Genomic DNA, 17,286 nt, shown 5'->3' with positions numbered 1-17,286 from the left:
ACTCTTATGTTAGAGCGTATCAAAAGTAATTTTACCGAAAGTATTCAAACCAAAATCGCTGCAAGTGAAGCGTTGGCGGCTCCTATTGAGCAGGCAGGTATGGTGATGGTACAATCCCTACTTAACGGTAAAAAAATTCTAAGTTGCGGTAACGGTGGCTCTGCTGGCGACGCTCAGCACTTTTCATCAGAGCTATTAAATCGCTATGAAACAGAGCGTCCAAGTTTACCTGCGATCGCATTAACCACAGACAGCTCAACAATTACTTCTATTGCTAATGACTACCACTACGATGAGGTGTTCTCTAAGCAAGTAAGAGCCCTTGGTAATGAAGGTGATGTACTACTAGCAATATCGACTAGTGGTAATTCAAAAAACGTCATCAAAGCAATTGAAGCGGCTGTTGCCCGTGATATGCCAATTATCGCGTTAACTGGTCGTGATGGTGGTGATATTGCTGGCCTGCTTGGTGAAAATGACGTCGAAATTCGCGTTCCATCACCGCGTACAGCACGTATTCAAGAAGTACACTTGCTAGTTATTCATTGTTTATGCGAAATTATCGATAGCACATTATTTCCACAAGGTGAGTAGTTCTCGTGAAACTTCATAAACTAGCTGCGCTCATTACCGCAGCTTCGTTGCTACAAGGCTGTGTCGCTGCCGCGGTCGTTGGTGTTGTTGGTGGTGCAACCGTGGCAGCAGATAATCGCTCAGTCGGCGCCCAAATTGATGATCAAAATATCGAATTACAAGGCTATGCAAAGCTTGCTGAACATAAAGGCATTAGTGACAACACTAACCTGCAAATCACCAGCATGAACGGCTCTGTATTAGTCGTTGGGCAGGCCCCAAATACCTACTTACGTGATGAGGCATTGAAAATCCTCAAATCAGTGACAGGTGTCGTGCAAATTCACAATCAAATTCGTCTCGGTAATACCGTCTCAGTGGCGACTAAATCTAACGATATTTGGTTAACTTCGAAAGTTAAAACGGCACTATTTAAAAGCGATAAAGTAGACGCTAACAATATTAAAGTGGTCACGGAAAACGCCGAGGTCTTTTTAATGGGCTTAGTAAGCCGTGGCGAAGCAGATCAAGCGGTGAATATCGCTCGCAATATCGGTGGTGTCAATCGCGTCGTTAAAGCGTTTGAGTACCAATAAGGCGAGGCTAGTTTTAGCCCAGGGCTCTAGACCCTAAACCCTTAGCCCTAGCACACGCTAAATAAGTTGCGAAAAACCGTCATAGCCTATGACGGTTTTTTCCTTTTTACAGGTCATTAAAGTTGTTGAATCACGGAAAAAGATGCCGCTAACTCAGCTTTCGTTTTTATTGAACTGTCTTTGAAATTAATCAGACCGTTGGGAGGCCACATTAGCGATAACAACTTAGCGTCTAATTCAAGTGTTTGCTTATAAAGCGCTTTTAGTTGGTTATTGTCACCCGCCACTCGGTAAATCTTAGTCGCAATCAAGTCTAGATCACTCAAGTATGTCTCTTTCGCGGTCATCACCGCTTTTTTAGCTTTTGGCTCCACCACATTTAACCACACCGAATCTAGTCGCTGACGACCATAGCGGTTGTTTAGTAGCGAAAGTAAGTAATCATTTGACTGGCTAGCAGTTGCTATACCCTGTTCAACTTGCTGCTTGTAAAGCCAAACTAAAATACGTTGGATATCCGCTTGCTCTTGGCGAATACTTGCAGATAATGCCTCTACTTTTTCGGGCGTTAGCTTAACTAAAAAGCGATGTAAACGTATTTGCTCTTGATTGATACTATGAACATTACTTAAGCCATTAACAATTGCATTAAGCTGATAACTATTGAGTATTTCAGTACGATAGCTACCAAGTAAGTTGCGAGCATACTGTGATTGAAGAAAATACGGCGCTATGCCTTTTAAAGTGATTTGAGTTTCGTAAGCGTCAATATGACTTGGTGTTTTTTTTAATTTCTCTAATAGCCCCTTCTTAAGCAAAGCTACCTTGTTCTGCGCATTTTGAATATTGCCTTTAATTCGCTGCTTTTCAGCTAAATGCATCGCCGCGTATGAAAAGGGCTGATAACTAGGCGCAAAATCAATGACCAATGACAATTGCTCGTCGCTAATGCCTGCAAAGTTTTTCGGGTTTGCCATGAGCTGTTCAATCACTGCACCTAACGCTTGTTTATCTTCATAATCTTGCGCATAAACCTCAGGCGCATGTTGGTATAGCTCGTCAAGTAAGGTGAGTTGAGTAACAATGTCGCCATTGTCTAGCGCGTCTTCATATTGTTGTTCGGTAAGGTGGAGATTTGCGGTATCGCAACCTGTAAGTACTGCCGTTAACAGCACAGCAGCATAAAACTTTTTCATAACGTCCCTATCAGCATATTGCTGGCAGCACAATTATCCTCTTGCTCAGCCCTTTGTATTATTAGCAGAACCTTAGGTTAATTGTTGATGCCTATAACTTGGCGCATTGTTTAAACACATGTTGTAGATTACTTACTTAGATGATTCAGCCGAATAGTTAGTTTTATCGTTAATATAGCAGGCTTAAGTATTAACTTTCATCAAAGAAGCTATTGAATCATATTGAAATTTATGACAAAAGTAGAGGAGTTTTTGATGAAAAGTTTGTGTCGAGTTATGTCATGCCATAGCACAATTGGTAACCATCAGCTGCCGTAAGTAATTTAGCGCTGAAAACAAAAAATCCCGCACTGGCGGGATTTTTTAATTATCTCTGGGCTTGTACTATTTCTGAGCTTGAGCTCTACACTTAGAAATAGCGCTTAAATGAAGCTCTAGTAATAGCACACCTATAGTGTGTGCAATATTCTATTCTGTCTCTGCTTCAGTTTCCGCTTCGGCTTCACTTGGCTTAGATAGGAACATCTCACGTAAACGGCCATCAAGTTCTTGCGCTACTTCAGGGTGCTCTTTTAAGTACTTGGTTGCGTTCGCTTTACCTTGACCAATACGGTCGCCATTGTAGCTATACCAAGCACCAGCTTTTTCTACCATCTTGTTCTGTACGCCAAGATCTAAGATCTCACCTAGGTTGTTGATACCTTCGCCGTACATAATTTGGAATTCTACTTGCTTGAATGGTGGTGCAATCTTGTTCTTAACAACTTTAACACGAGTTTCGTTACCGACAATTTCATCACCCGCTTTTACTGCACCAATACGGCGAATATCTAAACGAACTGAAGCATAGAATTTAAGGGCATTACCACCAGTTGTGGTTTCTGGGTTACCAAACATCACACCAATCTTCATACGAATTTGGTTGATGAAAATCATCATAGTGTTTGACTGCTTCAGGTTACCCGTTAGTTTGCGCATCGCTTGCGATAACATACGTGCTTGCAAACCAACGTGCGAATCACCCATGTCACCTTCAATTTCTGCTTTTGGTGTTAATGCTGCAACCGAGTCAACCACAATCACGTCAACCGCACCAGAGCGAGTCAGCATGTCACAAATTTCTAATGCTTGCTCACCAGTATCTGGTTGAGAAACAAGTAAATCGTTGATGTTAACACCTAACTTTTCCGCATAAATTGGGTCAAGCGCGTGCTCAGCATCAACGAATGCACATACTTTACCGTTGCGCTGTGCTTCTGCGATAACTTCTAACGTTAACGTTGTTTTACCACTCGATTCTGGACCGTAAATTTCAACAACACGACCCATTGGTAAGCCGCCTGCACCTAAGGCAATATCTAAGCCTAGTGAACCGGTAGAGATGGTTTCTACATCCATACTGCGGTTTTCACCAAGGCGCATAATTGAACCTTTACCGAACTGGCGTTCAATTTGACCAAGCGCGGCCGAGAGTGCTTTTTCTTTGTTGTCGTCCATTTATCGCTCCAATAAATACGATAGCGTTAATTTGTTAAGTTGCGCTTAGTATACTGTACGCTCGTACAGTATCAAGTGTAAAATAATATTATTTACCAAATCAAAGCTAAAGCACTGTTAATAATAAACTTATTGTTTCACCCCTTAGTTTGAGCATTTCTTATCCAGTAGTTTTAACCAGTACTTTAGCGAGTAATTCTCTAGTAGGGGAATGCAGGGCTTTATGGCATAATCCACGTCAATTTTATGCTAACAACACTTGTCTTTTTATGACCACAGCGCCTGCCGATTTATCTACGCATACGCCAATGATGCGCCAATATCTTAAAATTAAAGCGGAATTTCCCAATATTCTGTTGTTTTACCGTATGGGTGATTTCTACGAGCTTTTTTACGACGACGCGAAAAAAGCCGCAGATTTAATGGACATTTCATTGACCGCACGTGGTAAGTCTGGTGGTAATGCCATTCCGATGGCCGGCGTGCCTTACCATGCGGTCGAAAGCTATTTAGCCAAGCTGGTTCAACTGGGGGAATCGGTCGCGATTTGCGAACAAGTGGGCGATCCGGCAACGAGCAAAGGGCCAGTTGAGCGCAAAGTAGTAAAAATTGTTACGCCCGGCACCGTCAGCGATGAAGCCTTATTATCCGATCGTCAAGACAACCTAATCGTTGCCATTAGCGAAGTGAAAACTGGTTTTGGCTTAGCCTACTTAGATATGACCAGTGGCCGCTTTGTGGTCAGTGAACCAAACAGCGCGGAACAATTACAAGCAGAACTTCAACGACTATCACCGGCGGAGTTGCTGTACCCAGAAGATTTTAGCGCACCGCAATTATTGGAAGCGCACAAGGGACTGCGCCGCCGCCCAGAGTGGGATTACGACTTAGACACCGCCATTAGTATTCTCACCAAGCAATTTCACACCAAAGAGCTCACTGGCTTTGGCGTGGATGACCTGCCGCGCGGTTTAATGGCGGCCGGTTGCTTGCTTAATTACGTACAAGACAGCCAGCGTACTGCCCTGCCCCATATTCGCGCCATTGTCGCCGAATCATCACAAACTGGGGTGATTTTAGATGCGGCGACGCGTCGTAATTTAGAGCTAACCCATAACTTACAAGGTGGCGTTGAAAGCACCTTAGCCTCAGTGTTGGATAAATCAGCAACGCCGATGGGCTCTCGGCTGTTAAAACGCTGGCTGCACTTCCCACTGCGTGATTTAGCGGTATTAACGGCAAGACAAAACGCCGTTGGCAGTATTATCAACGACGAGTTACATCCAGAGTTTAAAACCGTACTTAAGCAAATTGGTGATATTGAACGTATTGTTGCCCGTATTGCCCTGCGCTCTGCACGTCCTCGTGATTTTGCCCGCCTGCGTAACGCGTTAGGTCAGCTGCCAGAACTACAAAGTTTATTGGCTGAATCAAGCACGTCAGACTTAGCGGCATTAGCACAGCAAACCCAGCCGATGGATGACTTGTTTTCGCTACTGAGCAACGCGATTATTGACAACCCACCGGTGCTAATTCGAGATGGCGGTGTGATAGCCCCCGGCTATCATCAAGAGCTGGATACGCTGCGTGATTTAAGCGAAGGAGCAACGAACTTACTGGCAGAAATTGAAACCCGTGAAAAAGAGCGTACGGGTATTCAAACGCTAAAAGTGGGTTATAACAAAGTACACGGCTTCTTTATTGAAGTTAGCAAAGCCTCTTCAAATCAAGTACCTGCGGAATACATCCGTCGTCAAACCCTGAAAAACAATGAACGCTATATTACCGAAGAGCTTAAAGCTCATGAAGAAACGGTACTGACCGCGCAAAGCCGTTTTCTCGCGCTAGAAAAGCGCCTATACGACGAGCTATTCGATAAGGTGATGCCTGTACTTGAACAGCTGCAAACCTTAGCGCAAGGTATTGCCGAGCTTGACGTACTTAACACTTTTGCTGAGCGCGCAGAAACGCTTAACTACGTAAAGCCTAAGCTAACCAAAGACAAGCGCATTAACATCGAGCAAGGTCGCCATCCTGTGGTAGAGCAAATGACCAATGATGCCTTTATTGCCAACCCTGTAGTGCTTGATAACAGCCGCGAAATGCTGATCATTACCGGCCCGAACATGGGCGGTAAGTCCACCTACATGCGCCAAACCGCACTGATTGTATTGCTCGCGCATATTGGTTGCTTTGTTCCGGCTGACAGCGCTGAGATTGGCTTAGTCGATCGCATATTCACCCGTATTGGCGCATCGGATGATTTAGCCAGTGGCCGCTCAACCTTTATGGTGGAGATGACAGAAACCGCCAACATTTTGCACAACGCCAGTGATCGGAGTTTGATTTTACTCGATGAGATTGGCCGAGGTACTAGCACATACGACGGTTTATCACTGGCGTGGGCGGTTGCCGAAATGCTCGCCTTAAACACTAAAGCCTTTACGTTATTTGCCAGCCACTATTTCGAACTGACTTTATTGGCAGAGCAAATCGACACGCTAGCTAATGTCCACTTAGATGCGGTTGAGCACGATGACAACATTATCTTTATGCATGCTGTGCAAGAAGGTGCCGCCAGCAAGAGTTTTGGCCTACAAGTGGCGCAATTAGCCGGTATTCCAAAGCCTGTGATCAGCCGCGCCAAACAGCGTTTAGCCGAACTGGAAACGCAACAAGCACCTACGGTTGCAACAAAGCCGCAAGCATTTGAGCAGTTGCCGTTAATGGATGTTGAACATCCTGTGGTAGAGTCTTTAAAACAGGTTGACGTTGACGAGCTTAGTGCCAAGCAGGCACTTGATTTACTCTATCAATTAAAATCACAGTTATAGTTTTATTTATATCAAAACAGGAGCATCAGTTAGTGAAATTACCCATTCGTATTGCTGCCGAGCAGCAAGTGTCTGATGCCCTAAATATTACTAAACATGAGTTAGAGCGCATTGAAGCTTGGGCGAATTTTGAAACCTTAAAAGCCAATTGGTATGGCGACGAAGCCAATAGTCCAAGCTGTCAGATCACCTTAGTGTCGCCTGAATATTTTGATAAGAAGTTCAGCGCTCAGTTACAAACAACGAGTAGCGATGACCCCATAACAGGCTTTCAATTAGACGAGAGTCAAACCGTAGCGTTTAAATTTGCAGAACTTGGCAGTAAACAACTGATTGTGATCAGCACCACAGATGAGATACTAACCGAGCAATTAGCTCAAACAAGTAACACTAGCGACAAAAGCCATGAAAGCGAAACTAGTCAGTGGATAGGCTCAGAAAACGCGGTAAAGCTCCAGCAAGTTACCCGTATTTGGCTATTGACCATGGCAACACACTTTGGCTTAGACTTGATAGATTAATCTGACGGCTAAAATCATTTTTTACATAGCTGTAGCCTATCTAACGCCTTATCTTATTGATTAGCTGGTGGAATAAATTAAGCAGCGAATCTGAGACCTATGAAACGTTCAGTATGGTTTACAAAGTGCTCTTATAAATGCCTTAAACAGTCTACTTTTTGATCACCCGTTCTCTTTACATCACCGCAACTGACCTTATAATCCACGCCGATTATTAGTAAGAGACTCCCGTCATGCCGTGCTTTATGTACAGCCTGACAATTTTCATAGCGAGGTAGTGATGAAAAAATTAATCGGTCTAGTAGCATTTACCGCAGTGACGCTAAGCACACAGACATCAGCGGCAAACATCCAATTTGTTGGCAAAGATAAGTCAACAGAAACCAATTTATGCATGCTGGCAGCTGAGCAAGGCTACAACGCTGTTGCAGCAAAACTTGCCCAGAATAAACGCCAATTACATAACACTAAATGTAATGGTGAAGCACTAAAAGACTTCGCTGCGTCATTCAAAGCAAGTGCCAACAAAGTTGAGCACAAGACAGTGATTGTTTCTGGCAACCAATCAATGGAAAGCCAATTGTGTATGAAAGCCGTTAAAGAAGGCGTGCGTGCTGTTGGCCACCGAGTTTCGTCATTGAAATGCAATGGTCAATCTGTTGCTAGCTTTGTTAAGGCAGTAAAACGCTCTTAATCAACAAGCCTACGCTGTAACTCAAACCGAAAGGCACAAGTACTGCCAATAAAAAAGCTCGTTAAATAACGAGCTTTTTTTTTCCCTTACCATTCTTGTTGACATAGTTCAGGGCAAATTAACTTTGCATTAATGTATTTAACGATACTTGAATTGGCGCAAATTCCTCCGCCGCAATAATCGCCCCTCGGTGCTGAATAACATGCGCTGCTAATAAACTCGCGTAACTTACCGACAAAGTTATGTTGCTGCCAACTAAGCGAGCATAAAGATAACCAGCGTTAAATGAGTCACCCGCCGACGTGGTATCGACAACATTCGCTACAGGTTCAATAGCAATAAACTGGCTTTTTTCGTCCTGAATCACTTGCACGCCATGTTCACCATGCTTAATCACCAGTTCATCAATGGCAAAGTCATTCAGGGACATTGCTACGGAATTAAAGCAATTACCCATCGCTAGTTGTTCGAGATCTTCCACGCCAGCAAATACCGTAGTGCTTACCCTTAACGCACGTTGAAACGCTTGCTGAGCTAGAGCTTTGTCTGGCCATAGTTGAGGGCGAAAGTTGGTATCGAAAACAATTTGTTTGCCAAGAGCAGCCAGTCGCTCAACAAATTGCCAAAAACGCTCACGATCATTTTTTGCAATAATCGCAATTGAGATACCGGAGAAATAAAAAATATCGGTGCGCTCAATAAGCTGACTAAGCTGCTTATCATTGGCTAAAGCAAAGGTCTCGCGCGCCGCCGCTTGACCTCGCCAATAAGTAAAGCTGCGCTCCCCTGCACTATCAATATCAATTAAATAAGCACCAACAGTTTGCTCAGGGTGACGATAGACGTAATCGGTACTAATCTGCTCCACTTGAAACTGGCTGACCATATTGTCACTTACCGCATCACGGCCGACCGCAGATAGCAGTGATACCTGCGCCAACCCAGTCGCCAAGCGTTGCAAATAAACACTGGTATTATAAACGTCGCCAGCAATACCACGCTGATATTGCTGTGCAGCTAAGGGTGCAAACTCCAACATGCACTCACCAAATACGACTATTTTTTTCATAATTATAATATAAATCGCCAAAACACTTATCATATCACATGACATCATGTATGATAGCAAACAGTCAACAATTTAGTTTAAAATTCAAGCAGCTTACTTTTGACAGGCTGCAATAGGAATTAGAGCAGTAAATGCAGCTAACTGGCACTAAAGATCATTGTTCATTGCCGATAAACGCTGTAAAGTCACTAATGTGCCCTAGTTGAAACAAATTATTAACATTGAAAAGAATAATCGCCGCATGAAGCATTTACACATTGGACAAATTCAAAGTTCACGCAGCTTGACTAATGATTTGGTTGAGTCACTAAGAAGCCAAATTCTAGAAGGTAATCTGGAGCCTGGTACAAAATTGCCAGCTGCTAAAGATATTGAAGAACAAGCGGGTGTTAGTCGCAGTGTAGTGCGTGAAGCGGTTGCCGCGTTAAAAGCAGAGGGCTTAATTGTCAGTCGACAAGGTGTTGGCATGTTCGTCGCTAACAACACACCTAAGCAGTCTTTTGAAATTGAAAACAAAGAGTTTACTTGCATTGAAGAAGCTGTCCAAATTCTAGAGCTGCGTATGGCTGTTGAAATTGAAATGGCATCAATGGCAGCGCGCAATCGCACAGATAAGCAGATGGCTGATATCTGGGCGGCACTTGCAGCGTTTGACCAGCAAGTAGCTAATGGAAATGATGCTGTCAAAGAAGATTTGAATTTCCACTTATCTGTGGCAAGCGCTTCTGGTAACCCATACTTTTCACGCTTTATTAAATATATTGGCGAAGGTGTTATCCCAGACCGAGATATTGTCACTGACTATGAAGAGTCCATTGACTCAACAGATTACCTGAAAATTATTCAAAATGAGCACAAAAAGATTGCTGAAGCGATTGAAGCGAAAGACAGCGAAGCGGCTCGCTCGGCTACGCGTGAGCACTTAGGAAATAGCCGTGATCGCCATATAAAAATTGCGGAACATGTGAAACGCAAGCAAGGCTTGTAATACTCACTTTACCTGCCTAACTTAAGGTAACTGGAAAAATGGCGCTTACTAAGCGCCATTTTTTATTGAGCTATATAAACAAAGTAATCAGTGAGCTACAGACACTTATTAGTGTGGTGCTACTGGGTAATCTTGCCAACTTGCACCAGCGCGATGAAGCTGCATGTAGTTAGTTAATGGTTGGCTACCAAAACGTTGCTGGTAAGCGTTAGGCAAGTCTGCTCGGCGTTTAAAATAGCCATTAGTGCCTTTATCTAGATCGGCAACTGGGTTTTGCAGAGCAACTATCCCATTATCCTGCCAACTCACGCCTTCATAGGGCATAGAGGATAGTAACTGCCAACCAGGCTGACCGTAAATTAAATTGGCAATAAAACTAACATCATGGGCCAAAACACTGCGGTCTTTATTAAGTTTTCGCTTATCTATTTCAGCCAGCACACCCGTTGGAATAAAATTATTGCGACGTAGCACTACCTGTTCAGCTGCAATATGATGACGCGGTAACGATTTTGGCCGCCCCGGCTTTTGGTACCCTTCTGGCTGCCCATTAACTAGCTTCACCAAGTTGGGGCCACCACCTTGAAAATGATTGTTCTCAATTAGATGATGTTTACCACGGATCATGACTCCAAAGTCACGAGCCCGCTTACTACGCTTATGCTGACTACTTTCTTTTATATTACCTATATGCGGCGATTGCTGGCGCTCAAACCAATTGCCATATACATGGCTATAATTGCCTTGGCGTAAGCTCAGCCCACCCAAGTTATTGGTAAAGCGATTCAAACGTATGGTGTTACTACTCGATTTGTCGGAAATCACCTCCCCTTCACCATTACATTGCTCAAACACGTTGTATTCAACCGTCATATAGGCATCAATATTGTGTGACCAGCCAGTCGCAAGGCGGATAACTTCGGCATTATCAGAGCCAATATCTGGTCGTGAAAAATAGTTATGATCAAAACGATGAAACGCGCCACTGGCCGGTGGTTTAGCATTGCTTAGCACACCACCATGAGTTTGCTTATTGACAAAGGTGCAATGATCCACTCGATTTTTACTTCCTTCGATATTAAGCCAAGTGGCATGATGACGGTCGAAAAAGTCGATACTGCAGTTGCTAATGCGAATATAGCTCCCCTGAAGATCCAATATATATGGGGCTTTTTGGCTGATCTTATTGCCTTTATTTTTCACATAAGCACTGTTATCAAAACGACTTCCGTCAGTAAAGCGAATGCCAGTTAAGGTAATGTGCGAGCCCGTAATTTTTAATGCCGGTTTGCCGGTAAATAACACTTGTCCCGGCTGTTTCGCTTTAATATAAATGCGTTCGGTAAGAGTTCCTGAAGTGCTTAGTTCAGCAGCAACATCAGGGTATTTGCCACTTTCCAACCAAATAGTGGTGCCCGCTGTTACCTTAGCCAGCGCATCGATTAACTGCTCACTATTGCTGACGGTAACTTGCTGTTTGCTCGCGGGTAATTCAAATGGATTTTGCTGCAATTGATACAGATTAAAATCACTGACCATAGCACGGGCACTAGCCATAAGCCTTAAACCGACATGCCCACCTTGTAAGGCATTATCCTTATCCACGTAATCCATTTGCAGCTGATCGTTTAAGTAAAGTTGAAAGCGATCACGCCATTTGATTAACCGATATTTATAGGCTTTATCCGGCGCCAATGCTGCCATATCAGGTTGGCTTTTCAGTAACTGGCCACCATGATGGTTTTTGCGTAAATTCGCGGTACTGCGATGTGGCGTATAGCTGGACACGTGGTAAGACTGAATATCACCACTGGTGTATTGTTTAAACACGCCATTACGTTTGGCCAACGCTGGCGAGAAAATGGATTCATTGTTGAGTCCAGACGCAGAGAAAAACAAAATAAACAATCCCATTGGCGACTGGTGCTGTAAATCAAACTCAACAATGTAACTGTCAGGAAGTTGCTGTTTGTTCCACAGCACTACATGCCCACCTTTAAAGCGCTGCTGTGCATCTAACATACGCTGATATTGCTCGTTCGGCAATGTCGCTTGCGCCAGCTGCCCCAGCACTTGGTAATATTGGCCGAGTTGATTCGGCACAAAATCAAATAAACCTTGCTGATAAGCTTGAATAAAATCAGTAGTAAGTTGCGATTCAAAAGTCAGTTGCTGAGCTTTATTTAACGTGAGCTTAGCAGGCCCTTCAACTTGCCATTCTTTAGCTAGACTTTCCTTTGACGAAAAGTCAGCCTGATAAATCCTCTGACTGCCAAGTACTTGATGCAACTCATCGCTTCGATAGTCACCTTGCAATAACACCGGCATTGGGTGATCGACAGGTAGTGACTGCCTCGCAATGGAGGTTTTTTGAACAACCGAACTGTGCTGAACAATTGAGCTCTCTTGAACAACTGAGCTGGGCTGGGCGGCCGCGTGCATGCTTAACAAGCACAGTAATATCATTAGTTTATTACGCATCATTTACTTCAACATCAGAGTAGATAATTGCTATACACAACTTGGCGACCATCCCCATTAGGTTAAATCATTACATTAAGCCAAATAGCTTAGGTAAAAACTCGCTAATCGCGGGAATATAAGTCACCAACATTAAGGCGATAAACATCGCAAAATACAGTGGTAGCATAGGTTTGATCATTCGCTCTATCGAGGTTTTAGCGACCGAGCAGCTAACAAATAAAACGGCCCCAACGGGCGGTGAACACAGGCCAATCGATAAATTCAGCACCATCATAATGCCGAAATGAATCGGCGACATACCTAAGCTCTCAGCGACAGGTAGAAAGATTGGAGTGAAAATTAGTACGGCTGGTGTCATATCCATAAAGGCGCCAACCACAATCAGTACGATATTGATGATCAATAAAATAATCAGCGGGTTTTCGCTTAACACTAACAAGGCGTCGCTGATGGTTTGCGGTACGTTTTCGTAGGATAAAATCCACGACATCGCAGACGAAGTGGCAATTAAAAACATCACAATTGCGGTAATACCTGCCGCTTTTAGCAAGACATCTGGAAGCTCTTTTACCTTCACTTCTTTATAGAGCACCACAGATAAAAACAAAGAGTACAACACCGCAATGGCGCCAGCTTCGGTTGCCGTGAATATACCGCCGACAATGCCACCAATAACAAGGACGATCAGTAATAAACTGGGTAGCGCCGCAATCACCTTTTCCGCGACCAGTTTAACTGGCAACCTGTCTTCTGTTGGAAAACCTCGTCGTAACGCATAAACCGAACAGACCAACATCAAGAAAGTCGCCACTAGCACGCCCGGTAAATAGCCAGCGACAAATAATGCCGAAATTGACACACCACCGCTGGCAATGGCGTAAATAATCAAGATATTACTGGGTGGAATGATCATCCCTGTGGTCGCTGCGGTAGCTGTGACCGCCGATGAAAAGCTGCGATCATAACCGCGCTTTTCCATTTCTGGGATCATAAAGCTGCCGATGGCACTGGTCGCTGCCACTGCTGAGCCGGAAATACCACCAAACAAGGTACACGACAACACGTTAACTAAGGCTAAGCCGCCCGGTAACATGCCAATTAATGCCATGGCACATTCAATCAGTCGCCGCGCAACGCCACCTTGCCCCATCAATAACCCAGATAACACAAAAAATGGAATCGCCAGCAAGGCAAAGCTGTTTAAACCACCCACCATACGCTGAGCTATGGTGGTTACCGCCGGCATAAAGTCGATGCTAAATAACATGGTCGCTAAGGTAGCAACGCCAATACACACGGAAATTGGCAAGTTAATCAGCAATAGCGCGAAGAATACGCCAATCAGTATTAGACCACTAACTTCCATGCTCTTCCCCTTCACTGACCACACCATGCTCTAACAACTCAGCAATTTCGGCGATGCCATAGACACAGAACAATATGCCACTCAGTGGTACTATGGCATAAACATGCGCCACTTTAATGCCTAGCGCGGCAGAGGTTTGTACTGGCGACATGGCCATATCAATTAAGTTAAAGCCGCCCATGATCAAGGTAGTGACCGCAAAGAAAAACACCATGGCATGGCTAATCAGCGCCGCAACTAGTTGCCCCTGCGCCGTCATTTTGTTAGTTAAAATATTTAGCCCTAAATGCGCTCTGGTGCGATAGCAATAGACAGCACCTAACATGCCGATCCAAATCAATAAGAAACGCGCCAGCTCTTCCGAGCCTGAGCTTGGCGATTGCAAAATATAGCGTGAAAGCACTTGCCAAGTAACGGTTAGCACAATTGTCAGCATCAGCACCATTAAAGTCCGGGTAATAATCCAGTCCAAGCTTTGTAGTATTTTATTCACCTGCGCCCTCCTGCTGATAGTCAGCGACAGTAATGGTTTTTACTTGTTTAATACGCTCGAGGTAACGCCCGACTAAGGTGTTGTTAAACGTGGCGTGAAAGGGAGCAACGGCTGCGAAAAATTCGGTTTTATCAGGATAGACAACGTTAACGCCGGCTTTTTTAACTTCCGCTAAAGCGTGGTTTTCTGCCGCCAACCAGCCCGACTTTTGAAACTCAACCGCATCATTCATCGCCTGTGCCAACCATGCTTGCTGTTGCAGGGTCAAGGAATCAATAATATGCTTGCTTGCGATAATAACGTCGGGAATTGAGGTATGTTCATTTAACGAATAGTTTTGACAGATCTCATAGTGACGTGATGAATAAAATGCTGGTGGATTGTTTTCCGCACCGTCAACCACGCCCTGTTGCAAGGCCGCGTAGAGCTCCCCCCACGAAATAGGTGTCGCCGCGCCGCCAAAGGCATCAATCATCTTAACGGCAGTTTGGCTATTCATCACTCGAATTTTTTTACCGACGACATCTTGTGGCGAGTGCACCATGTCATCACAGGTGTAAAAGCTGCGACTCCCCGCATCAAAATAGCCAAGGCCAGCAAGCCGTGCTTGTGCTAACGAATCAAGAATATCTTTACCGACATCGCCTTGCAGCACCTGCCAGCGATGGGCTCGGTCGCGAAAGATATAAGGTAAACTGTAGACCTTCATATCTGGCACAAAGCCTTCTAGCGCCGCCGCTGAGACCTTAGTCATGGCCAAGCTGCCAATTTGCAGTAACTCAACCATTTCACGCTCTGAGCCTAACTGACCATTGGCGTATAGCTTAAGTGCCATTTTACCGTCGGAGTAATGTGCCAGTCGCTCAGCCATATGCTGCAGTGACAAATGGACATTATGTCCCATGTCCAATGTATGCCCGACCCTAAGAGTTAGCTTGTTGCTTTGTTGCTGGCAGCCTAACATCATTAGGCTCAGCAGCGTGATTATCATTATTTTTGTTATCTTAATCACCATACTTCCCCCATCGCTTCCTAGAGACAAAAAACAGGCCTATTGGCCTGTTTTTTGTCTGCTTATCATTACCTTAACTCAGTTGGCGCATACTTATCCATATCATCGTAATCTAAATTTTCACCGGCCATTCCCCAAATAAAAGTGTAATTTGAGGTGCCTGCACCGCTGTGAATTGACCATGCTGGTGAAATCACCGCTTGCTCATTCGCCGTCCAAATTAGGCGCGTTTGCTTAGGCTCTCCCATAAAGTGGGCAACTGCTTGGTCTTGTGCCAAATCAAAATATAAATAGGCTTCCATCCGGCGATCATGTTGATGGGCTGGCATAGTGTTCCACACGCTACCCGGCTTTAAGCTGGTCATGCCCATTTGAAGCTGGCAGGTATCGACAACACCGTTAATGATCAATTGATAAATTGAACGTTCGTTTGAGGTTTCTTGCGAGCCCAGCTCTAATACATTTGCCTCAGCCTTAGTGACCTTTTTAGTTGGATAACTTTTATGGGCAGGTGCTGAATTTAAATAAAATTTAGCAGGTGATGCACTATCAAGGCTACGGAAGGTTACTAGCTTATTGCCAGCACCCACATATAACGCTTCTTTGTTATCAAGGAAGTATTCCTGACCATCAACAACCACCACGCCACTGCCGCCAATATTGATCAAACCCAGTTCACGTCGGTCTAAAAAGTGTTGTGCTTTTAGTGGGTCAATAGCATCTAACGATAAGGTTTGATTGACGGGCACAATACCCCCAACAATTAATCGTTCATAGTGTGTGTAAACCAGCTTGATTTTGTCTTGCTGAAATAAATCATCAGCGAGAAAGTTTTCTCTTAGCTGAGTGGTATCAAATCCTTTAGCCTCGTTATGACCAATGGCATATCTGTTTTCATAATCAATTGTCATAATACTATTCCGTTGTTGTGCCCATTATTATCGTTATTAACGCTTGTTGATTCATTACGGCCTACCTCGCTAACCAACCACCATCAACAGCCAAAACATGGCCATTAACGTAGTCGCTTGCAGCTGTCGCCAAAAATACTGCGGCGCCCACCAACTGCTCCGGCTCGCCCCACTGTCCGGCAGGAATACGCTTTTCAATATCACGATTGCGCTCAGGGTTGTCTTGCAACGCTTGGGTGTTATCAGTTCTAAAGTAGCCCGGGGCAATGGCATTCACCTGCACATTGCTAGCCGCCCACTCATTAGCAAGTGCTTTGGTTAAGCCGACAATAGCGTGCTTACTCGCGGTATATGCTGGCACTGTGATGCCCCCCTGAAATGAGAGCATTGACGCGATATTGATGATCTTACCCTGACCAGCCGCTAGCATTTTTTGACCAATAAGCTGACTGAGCTGAAACGCAGCATTTAAGTTAACATCGACCACTTTTTGCCATTCGGTGAGTGGATATTTCGCTGCTGGAAAACGTGAAATTGTGCCGCCATTATTTATCAGCACATCAATTCGGCCAGTCAGTTGGTATGCCTGAGCAGCTAGACTGGCTACTTGATCAGGATCTGATAAATCTGCAGCTAAACCATAAGCTTTACCGCCCATTGCAGTAATCGCAGCTTCCGTATCAGCGCTACCGCCAGGGCGAGAGCTGCTGCAAATCACTTCCGCGCCCGCTTGTGCTAACCCAATCGCCAAGGCACGGCCTAAACCTCTACTCGCTCCTGTGACCAAAGCGACTTTACCGTGCAGCGAGAATAGTGCTTGCTGTGAACTCATTATCATACGCCCTAAGCTAATTACCTTGATTTACTAATTAAGATATCAGTCCTCATGTTATCATACAAGTAAAAATAAAAAGATAATTTGCAGATATACAGGGGAACTATCGAGTGATTATCACTTCGCTATTTGTTTTCGCCCTAATAAATACAATGATAAACAAATACTTAAATTAAAGCACTGAAGTGATTGTCAGGAGATGAATATCAGGTATCGA

15 protein-coding genes are annotated in these 17,286 nt (G+C 44.3%); 6 read left to right on the top strand and 9 right to left on the bottom strand.

What is annotated here, in order from left to right; all coding sequences use genetic code 11:
* Window positions 1-6: 6 nt before the first annotated feature.
* Together DXX92_RS02790 and dolP are read left to right on the top strand one after the other, a co-directional pair.
* Entirely contained in the window at window positions 7-594 is a 588-nt protein-coding gene (locus tag DXX92_RS02790) for a phosphoheptose isomerase (RefSeq protein ID WP_115999040.1), read from the top strand.
* 5 nt (window positions 595-599) lie between these two features.
* Window positions 600-1,169 carry a division/outer membrane stress-associated lipid-binding lipoprotein gene (gene dolP, locus DXX92_RS02785; RefSeq protein ID WP_115999039.1) on the top strand — a complete coding sequence of 190 codons (570 nt, stop codon included), beginning with the start codon at window positions 600-602 and terminating at the stop codon, window positions 1,167-1,169.
* A gap of 116 nt (window positions 1,170-1,285) precedes the next feature.
* Here the strand turns inward: dolP and DXX92_RS02780 are convergent, their stop codons facing one another.
* On the bottom strand, window positions 1,286-2,365 hold the full coding sequence (locus tag DXX92_RS02780) for a hypothetical protein (protein ID WP_115999038.1): 1,080 nt from the start codon (window positions 2,363-2,365) through the stop codon (window positions 1,286-1,288).
* A gap of 468 nt (window positions 2,366-2,833) precedes the next feature.
* Window positions 2,834-3,862 (bottom strand): recombinase RecA, encoded by a 1,029-nt coding sequence (gene recA / locus DXX92_RS02775; protein ID WP_115999037.1) that lies wholly within the window; start codon window positions 3,860-3,862, stop codon window positions 2,834-2,836.
* Window positions 3,863-4,131: 269 nt separating this feature from the next.
* Here recA and mutS point away from each other — a divergent pair, with 269 nt between their 5' ends.
* The 3 genes from mutS (at window position 4,132) to DXX92_RS02760 (ending at window position 7,911) form a co-directional block, all read left to right on the top strand.
* The gene (gene mutS / locus DXX92_RS02770; protein ID WP_115999036.1) at window positions 4,132-6,696 is read left to right on the top strand and encodes a DNA mismatch repair protein MutS; all 2,565 of its coding nucleotides are present in this window, start codon (window positions 4,132-4,134) and stop codon (window positions 6,694-6,696) included.
* A gap of 32 nt (window positions 6,697-6,728) precedes the next feature.
* Window positions 6,729-7,217 carry a hypothetical protein gene (locus tag DXX92_RS02765; RefSeq protein WP_115999035.1) on the top strand — a complete coding sequence of 163 codons (489 nt, stop codon included), beginning with the start codon at window positions 6,729-6,731 and terminating at the stop codon, window positions 7,215-7,217.
* A gap of 280 nt (window positions 7,218-7,497) precedes the next feature.
* Complete coding sequence (locus DXX92_RS02760; RefSeq protein WP_115999034.1) at window positions 7,498-7,911, top strand: hypothetical protein; 414 nt, start codon at window positions 7,498-7,500, stop codon at window positions 7,909-7,911.
* Window positions 7,912-8,029: 118 nt separating this feature from the next.
* Here the strand turns inward: DXX92_RS02760 and DXX92_RS02755 are convergent, their stop codons facing one another.
* Window positions 8,030-8,980 carry a sugar kinase gene (locus tag DXX92_RS02755; RefSeq protein WP_181901677.1) on the bottom strand — a complete coding sequence of 317 codons (951 nt, stop codon included), beginning with the start codon at window positions 8,978-8,980 and terminating at the stop codon, window positions 8,030-8,032.
* A 241-nt stretch (window positions 8,981-9,221) separates the two neighbouring features.
* On the opposite strand from DXX92_RS02755, the gene DXX92_RS02750 reads away from it, so the two are divergent.
* Complete coding sequence (locus DXX92_RS02750) at window positions 9,222-9,968, top strand: FadR/GntR family transcriptional regulator (protein ID WP_115999032.1); 747 nt, start codon at window positions 9,222-9,224, stop codon at window positions 9,966-9,968.
* A 108-nt stretch (window positions 9,969-10,076) separates the two neighbouring features.
* Here DXX92_RS02750 and DXX92_RS02745 read toward each other — a convergent pair whose 3' ends face one another.
* From DXX92_RS02745 to kduD, 6 genes are all read right to left on the bottom strand, one after another.
* Window positions 10,077-12,452 (bottom strand): DUF1961 family protein, encoded by a 2,376-nt coding sequence (locus DXX92_RS02745; protein WP_115999031.1) that lies wholly within the window; start codon window positions 12,450-12,452, stop codon window positions 10,077-10,079.
* 67 nt (window positions 12,453-12,519) lie between these two features.
* Window positions 12,520-13,818: a TRAP transporter large permease gene (locus DXX92_RS02740; RefSeq protein ID WP_115999030.1), complete on the bottom strand. Its 1,299-nt coding sequence runs from the start codon at window positions 13,816-13,818 to the stop codon at window positions 12,520-12,522.
* A complete protein-coding gene (locus DXX92_RS02735) occupies window positions 13,808-14,311 on the bottom strand; it encodes a TRAP transporter small permease (protein WP_245961383.1) in 504 nt (167 codons plus the stop codon). The genes DXX92_RS02740 and DXX92_RS02735 overlap by 11 nt, the downstream gene beginning before the upstream one ends.
* Window positions 14,304-15,302 (bottom strand): TRAP transporter substrate-binding protein, encoded by a 999-nt coding sequence (locus tag DXX92_RS02730; protein WP_115999029.1) that lies wholly within the window; start codon window positions 15,300-15,302, stop codon window positions 14,304-14,306. Before DXX92_RS02730 ends, DXX92_RS02735 begins: the two co-directional genes overlap by 8 nt.
* A gap of 89 nt (window positions 15,303-15,391) precedes the next feature.
* The gene (gene kduI, locus DXX92_RS02725; protein WP_115999028.1) at window positions 15,392-16,234 is read right to left on the bottom strand and encodes a 5-dehydro-4-deoxy-D-glucuronate isomerase; all 843 of its coding nucleotides are present in this window, start codon (window positions 16,232-16,234) and stop codon (window positions 15,392-15,394) included.
* Between the two features lie 61 nt (window positions 16,235-16,295).
* A complete protein-coding gene (kduD, locus tag DXX92_RS02720) occupies window positions 16,296-17,066 on the bottom strand; it encodes a 2-dehydro-3-deoxy-D-gluconate 5-dehydrogenase KduD (protein ID WP_115999027.1) in 771 nt (256 codons plus the stop codon).
* Window positions 17,067-17,286: the final 220 nt, after the last annotated feature.

The organism is Thalassotalea euphylliae, assembly GCF_003390395.1.
GTDB lineage: Bacteria > Pseudomonadota > Gammaproteobacteria > Enterobacterales > Alteromonadaceae > Thalassotalea_F > Thalassotalea_F euphylliae_C.
The sequence above is the reverse complement of the archived record's forward strand: the minus strand, read 5'-3'. Positions and strand labels throughout refer to the sequence as shown.

Coding starts and splice junctions, on each gene's coding strand:
- kduD (WP_115999027.1), bottom strand. CDS start 17,066: ATGAGTTCACAGCAAGCACTATTCTCGCTGCACGGTAAAGTCGCTTTG.
- DXX92_RS02740 (WP_115999030.1), bottom strand. CDS start 13,818: ATGGAAGTTAGTGGTCTAATACTGATTGGCGTATTCTTCGCGCTATTG.
- DXX92_RS02730 (WP_115999029.1), bottom strand. CDS start 15,302: ATGATAATCACGCTGCTGAGCCTAATGATGTTAGGCTGCCAGCAACAA.
- DXX92_RS02760 (WP_115999034.1), top strand. CDS start 7,498: ATGAAAAAATTAATCGGTCTAGTAGCATTTACCGCAGTGACGCTAAGC.
- DXX92_RS02755 (WP_181901677.1), bottom strand. CDS start 8,980: ATGAAAAAAATAGTCGTATTTGGTGAGTGCATGTTGGAGTTTGCACCC.
- DXX92_RS02750 (WP_115999032.1), top strand. CDS start 9,222: ATGAAGCATTTACACATTGGACAAATTCAAAGTTCACGCAGCTTGACT.
- recA (WP_115999037.1), bottom strand. CDS start 3,862: ATGGACGACAACAAAGAAAAAGCACTCTCGGCCGCGCTTGGTCAAATT.
- mutS (WP_115999036.1), top strand. CDS start 4,132: ATGACCACAGCGCCTGCCGATTTATCTACGCATACGCCAATGATGCGC.
- DXX92_RS02790 (WP_115999040.1), top strand. CDS start 7: ATGTTAGAGCGTATCAAAAGTAATTTTACCGAAAGTATTCAAACCAAA.
- DXX92_RS02780 (WP_115999038.1), bottom strand. CDS start 2,365: ATGAAAAAGTTTTATGCTGCTGTGCTGTTAACGGCAGTACTTACAGGT.
- DXX92_RS02745 (WP_115999031.1), bottom strand. CDS start 12,452: ATGATGCGTAATAAACTAATGATATTACTGTGCTTGTTAAGCATGCAC.
- kduI (WP_115999028.1), bottom strand. CDS start 16,234: ATGACAATTGATTATGAAAACAGATATGCCATTGGTCATAACGAGGCT.